The following is a 5503-nucleotide window of genomic DNA, read 5'->3' on the forward strand; positions in this document are numbered from 1 at the left end:
GCCGGTGGGGAGGGGGGAGGCAATGTCACCGTGCATGCCGCCAATGCAGCAGCTAACGGCCACAAGAGCAAGCGCTTTTTCTTCATGGTGACTCCTTGCGCCCGGTGCCCGCGAGGCAATCTGAATGCGCGCACCTGTCTCCATATTTATAGAGGATGGGGCAAGGAAGGCGAGAGGAAAGCGTGCGCATGCGCACCGCTCTCGCTACTTCGGCGCGGCGCCGCTGCCCTCCGAGGCAAGGTGGCCGGCAAGCGCGAGCTGACGGCGCAGCGCTTCAGTGGTGTGGCCCTGTCCGTCGGGGCGCCAGCCGGGCGGCAGGAGGAGAAAGCCGAGCATCGCCCCCAGGCTGCGTGCTTGCGCCAGGTCCCGTCCAAGGTCGAGCCACTGCTGGAACTCGACACGCAGCGGATTGCGCGAGCGCATCGGGGTGACCAGCCCATAGCGGCACGGCACGTCGTCGCGCTCTGCCACGTAGGTGCCAAAGAGCCTGTCGAAGACGATCAGCACGCCGCCGAAGTTGGCATCCAGGTATTCGATATTGGCGGCGTGATGAACCCGATGCGCGGACGGCGTATTCAGGACATATTCCAGCCAGCCGAGCCGCGGGATCCAGGTCGCGTGAATCCAGAATTGATAGAGCAGGTTCAGCGACAAGGTCGCGATCACCACCTCGGGCGGAAAACCCAGCCACACCAGGGGCGTGAAAAACAGCGTGGTGCCTGTCAGCTTGCCGGTCCAGCCAAGGCGGTAAGCCGTCGACAAGGTGAGCTGGTTAGGCGAGTGATGGACGGCGTGCGTGGCCCAGAAGAAGCGCACGCGGTGCGCCGCGCGATGGTACCAGTAGTAGCAGAACTCCTGGCCGATGAACAAGGCCGTGCCCAGCAGCCAGCTGTTGAGCACGATGGTTTGCAGGCGGTGTTCCCAGGCTAGCGCGAACACGGGCGCCGCCAGCGACAAGGGCAGGAGGACCAGGATCTTGCGCCCGGCCAGGTCTACCAGCGACAGCCATGCCTCATGCCAGTCGAACGTGCCGGGCTTGCGCCAGTGCAGCACCAGCGCTTCCATCAGGGACGCGCCGACCACCACCGGCAAGGCATAGAGCTGAAGGATTTCCAGACGGGTCATGACCGCTCCCGGAGCATGAAGGGGATAGTATGCGGATGATTATATGAGCTAGTATCAGGTTTGCTTACTCGCGTTCCGGAGTCCACGCCATGACCCTGCAAACCCCTGAAGACAGCGGCCCCAGGCGGCGCCGACCGATGCAGGCGCGGTCGCTGGAGAAGCTGGAACTCATATTTGAGTCGACCATCCGCCTCCTGGACAAGGAGGGGCTGGAGGGTTTGAGCACCAACCGGATCGCCGAGGTGGCCGGCATCAGCATCGGTACGCTCTACCAATATTTCTCGAACAAGCAGGAAGTGATGGAAGCACTGGGGCGCCGGGAGATCGAGAGCGTGATGGGGCGCTTGGGCCTCTTGCTGGGTACGCCCGGCACGCCCGACCCCACGGTGCGCGCCAGGCTATTGGTGCGTGCACTGCTAAGTGCATTTGGCGGCCGTCACCGCGTGCGCAAGCTCTTGCTGGAGGTAGCGCTGGCCTCGGGCAGCAGGCAGGCGCTGGAAGGCTCCGCGGCGCAGGTCGCGCAGTGGCTCAGTTCGGGCCACGCCGTAGACGCCGAGAACCGCGCGCTTGCCATGCGGCCGATGGCCGCCTTCGTCCTCACGCAGGCCGTCATGGGCGTGATGCGCAGCGCGCTGGCGGCGGACGAAACCCTGCTGGCCGATCCTGAACTGGAGGACAACCTGGTGCGCTTGATCCGGGGATTCCTGAATGAGGGTGCCGCGCAGCATCAGGCAGCCGCGAGGGGTGCCTGACGCCGTTCCTGATCACATCAAAATAATGTCGTACTGTTCCTGGTGGAACGTCGATTCCACCTGCAGCGAGATTGGCTTGCCGATGAAGTCGCCGAGCATGGCCAGATGCTGGCTTTCTTCCTCCAGGAACAAATCGATCACGTGCTGCGAGCCAAGGATGCGGAACTCGCGCGGGTTGAACTGGCGCGATTCGCGCATGATCTCGCGCAGGATGTCGTAGCAGACCGTGCGCGGCGTCTTGACCTGGCCCTTGCCCGTGCACACGGGGCATTGCTCGCACAGCACGTGCGCGAGAGACTCGCGCGTGCGCTTGCGGGTCATCTCCACCAGCCCGAGCTGCGAGAAGCTGTTGACGGTGATGCGGGTGCGGTCGCGCGACAGCGCGCGCTTGAGTTCCGAGAGCACCTGGTCGCGGTGCTCGGTGTTTTCCATATCGATGAAATCGATGATGATGATGCCGCCCAGGTTGCGCAGCCGCAGCTGGCGCGCAATCGTATGCGCCGCTTCCAGGTTGGTCTTGAAGATCGTGTCGTCGAAGTTGCGCGCCCCGACGTAGCCACCGGTGTTGACGTCGATGGTGGTCATGGCCTCCGTCTGGTCGATCATCAGGTAGCCGCCGGACTTGAGGTCGACCCGGCGCGACAGCGCCTTCTCGATCTCGGCGTCGATATTGAAGAGATCGAAGACGGGACGCTCGCCGGTGTAGTGCGACAGGCGTGGCAGCACCGCGGGGGTGTACTCCTGGGCGAACTCGACCAGCTTCTGGAAGTTCTCGCGCGAGTCCACCTGGATCACGTTGGTGGCGTCGTTGACGAAGTCGCGCAGCACGCGCTGGGCCAGGTTGAGGTCCTGGTAGAGCAGGTTGGGCGCGGGCAGCGTGGTGGCGTTCTGGCGGATCGAAGCCCAGATCTTGCGCAGGTAGGCGATGTCGTTGCCGAGTTCTTCGTTGCTGGATTCCTCGGCGATGGTGCGCACGATGAAGCCACCGCGCTCATCCGCCGGCACCAGCCCTTGCACGCGGGCGCGCAGGGCTTCGCGGTCGACCTCGCCCTCGATGCGCTGGGAGATGCCGATGTGCGGGTCCTGCGGCAGGTAGACCAGGGTGCGTCCGGCAATGCTGACCTGCGTGGACAGGCGCGCGCCCTTGGTGCCGATCGGGTCCTTGATGACCTGGACCATCAGGGCCTGGCCTTCGTAGAGTGTCTTTTCGATGGCAAGCGGCGCGGCGTTGGCGTTCTTGTCCGGATCGCGCGGGTGCCAGATGTCGGCGACGTGGAGGAAGGCGGCGCGCTCCAGCCCGATATCGATGAAGGCGGACTGCATGCCGGGCAGCACGCGCACGACCTTGCCGAGGTAGATGTTGCCGACGAGCCCGCGCGACAGTGTGCGCTCGACGTGGAGTTCCTGCACGGCGGCCTGCTGCACGATGGCCACGCGTGTTTCCTGCGGTGTGATGTTGACGAGGATGTCTTCAGTCATAGTGGATGAAACTCGTCGCCGGCTGACCGGCCAGGTGGTTGTCCGCATTGCGCTGCCATGCGTCCCGCGGGCGCTGCCGTGGCCACGGGGGCAGCAGCTTGAAGCGCGAACGGATGGGCGGCGGCGGGGTTCTCAGAACCGCAGATGGGCCTGTCTGAGCAGCGAAGCCGTCTCGAACAGGGGCAAACCCATGATACCCGAATAGCTGCCGTCGATTCGCTCGACGAACTCGGCCGCGCGGCCCTGGATGCCATAGGCGCCGGCCTTGCCGGCCGGTTCACCGCTGGCAACATAGGCGGCAATCTCGTCGGCGGTCATGGTGCGAAAGCTCACCTCGGAGACCGACAGCGCGTGGCGCTGGCCGAGCGCGGAAACCACGGTTACCGCGGTCAGCACGCGGTGGGTGCGCCCGGACAGGGCGGCCAGCATGCGGGCGGCATCGGCGTCGTCGGCGGGCTTGCCGAGGATTTCGCCGTCCAGGCAGACGGTGGTGTCCGAGGTCAGGATGGGGGCGTCGGGCAGGGCGCGCCGCTCGCGCCGGCGCAGCGCGGCTTCGGCCTTGAGCGCGCATACGCGCTGCACGTAGTCGTCCGGGCTCTCACCCGGCAACACGACTTCCAGCGCCTCGGCGTCTTCGTTGTCGTCGGCCAGCAGCAATTCGTAGGCAACGCCAAGCTGGGTCAGCAGCTCACGCCGGCGCGGGCTCTGGGAGGCGAGATAGAGGAAGGTATGGGTCACGGCAGGGCGGTGGGGTAGGGCATGCCAAATGCGGTTGCAGCGCATGCGCCGCTTCGGTCGCATTGTACCCTCGGCCTCGCCCGGTGCGCGACACGGGCGCGCCTGGTCTCAGGCGCGGTGGTAAGGGTGGTTCTGCGTGACCGACCAGGCGCGATAGAGCTGCTCAGCCAGCAGCACGCGCACCATGCCGTGCGGCATGGTCAGGCTGGACAGGCGCAGCAGGGTTTGCGCGCGGGCCTTCAGGGCGGGATCGAGGCCGTCGGCGCCGCCAATCAGGAAGGCGACATCGCCGCCTTCGCGCTGCCAGTCGCCCAGCTGGGCGGCGAGCTGTACCGTGGTGAGGTCGCGCCCGCGCTCGTCCAGCGCCACGATGCGGCATTGCTTGGGCAGCGCGGCCTCGATGCGGGCCGCCTCGCGTTGCATCACGGTGGTGGCGTTATTGCTCGACGAGCGCGTCTCGGGCTTGATTTCGCGCAGCTCGATGCGCAGCTCGGGCGGCATGCGCTTCGCGTACTCCGCGAATCCGGTTTCGATCCAGCCGGGCATCTTGTGGCCAACGGCCACGATCAGCAACTGCATGGCGGCAAGCGGACCGGTCCGGCTCAGGCCGAGCGGGTGGCGCGCTTGCGCGCGACCGGAGCCTTGGCGGCCGCCGTCTTGGCCGGCGCCTTGGCGGCAGTCTTGGTCGCAGCCGTCTTGGTGGCGGTCTTGCGTGCCACGCCGGTGCCGGCTGCGGTCTTGCGCGGCGCGGCCGTCTTGGCCGGCGCCTTGCGTGCCGGTGCCGAGCCCAGCGCGCTGGTCAGGCGTTTTTGCACGGTCGGGGCGCGGTTGGTGGCGATAGCGTCCGGGTCCGTGTCTTCGTGGCCAAGCGGCGGCGAAGGCTCTTTCATGCCTTCGGGCAGACGGGCCAATGCCGGGCGCAGGCCGGTGGCGCGGCGCGCGGTGCGCACGACCGGGGCGTCGTCTTCGTCTTCGCCGTCGATCGGCTCGCTGGCCTTGGCCAGGCCCTTCTTGGCCGTGGACAGCTTCAGGCGTACCGGCTTGTCACCCCAGAGTTCTTCCAGGTTGTAGTACATGCGCAGCTGGGGCTGCATGATGTGGACGACGGCGTCGCCGCAGTCCACCAGCACCCATTCGCCCGTTTCCAGCCCTTCCACCGCAACGATATGGCCGCCGGCTTCCTTGACGGTATCGCGGACCGAGGCGGCCAGCGCCTTGGTCTGGCGGTTCGAGCTCCCGCTGGCGATCACCACCCGGTCGAACAGCTCGGTCAGGTGGGTGGTGTCGTACACCTTGATGTCCTGCGCTTTGACATCTTCGAGGCCGTCGACGATGGCGCGTTGCAGTTTGCGAATATCCATGGTGCTTTTTTCAGTTCAGCTGAGATCGGTTTGGGGGCGGGCCGGGAT

6 protein-coding genes are annotated in these 5503 nt (G+C 66.2%); 1 reads left to right on the plus strand and 5 read right to left on the minus strand.

Annotated features, from left to right (window positions below; all coding sequences use genetic code 11):
• Positions 1 to 204 precede the first annotated feature (204 nt).
• Positions 205 to 1125 (minus strand): sterol desaturase family protein, encoded by a 921-nt coding sequence (locus tag AC1RWI_RS37585; protein WP_492870842.1) that lies wholly within the window; start codon positions 1123 to 1125, stop codon positions 205 to 207.
• Between the two features lie 89 nt (positions 1126 to 1214).
• On the opposite strand from AC1RWI_RS37585, the gene AC1RWI_RS37590 reads away from it, so the two are divergent.
• Positions 1215 to 1877 carry a TetR/AcrR family transcriptional regulator gene (locus AC1RWI_RS37590; RefSeq protein WP_082054798.1) on the plus strand — a complete coding sequence of 221 codons (663 nt, stop codon included), beginning with the start codon at positions 1215 to 1217 and terminating at the stop codon, positions 1875 to 1877.
• 12 nt (positions 1878 to 1889) lie between these two features.
• Here AC1RWI_RS37590 and rng read toward each other — a convergent pair whose 3' ends face one another.
• The 4 genes from rng to rsfS all read right to left on the minus strand — a co-directional run bounded on the left by rng (position 1890) and on the right by rsfS (position 5455).
• Complete coding sequence (gene rng, locus AC1RWI_RS37595) at positions 1890 to 3356, minus strand: ribonuclease G (protein WP_043344550.1); 1467 nt, start codon at positions 3354 to 3356, stop codon at positions 1890 to 1892.
• Positions 3357 to 3488: 132 nt separating this feature from the next.
• Positions 3489 to 4139: a Maf family protein gene (locus tag AC1RWI_RS37600; RefSeq protein ID WP_052494448.1), complete on the minus strand. Its 651-nt coding sequence runs from the start codon at positions 4137 to 4139 to the stop codon at positions 3489 to 3491.
• Between the two features lie 63 nt (positions 4140 to 4202).
• Positions 4203 to 4673, minus strand: a complete 471-nt coding sequence (gene rlmH / locus AC1RWI_RS37605) for a 23S rRNA (pseudouridine(1915)-N(3))-methyltransferase RlmH (RefSeq protein ID WP_043344552.1) — start codon at positions 4671 to 4673, stop codon at positions 4203 to 4205.
• Between the two features lie 23 nt (positions 4674 to 4696).
• Positions 4697 to 5455 carry a ribosome silencing factor gene (rsfS, locus tag AC1RWI_RS37610; protein WP_043344555.1) on the minus strand — a complete coding sequence of 253 codons (759 nt, stop codon included), beginning with the start codon at positions 5453 to 5455 and terminating at the stop codon, positions 4697 to 4699.
• Positions 5456 to 5503 lie beyond the last annotated feature (48 nt).

The sequence above is a fragment of the Cupriavidus sp. MPR-AND1C genome (assembly GCF_058809705.1).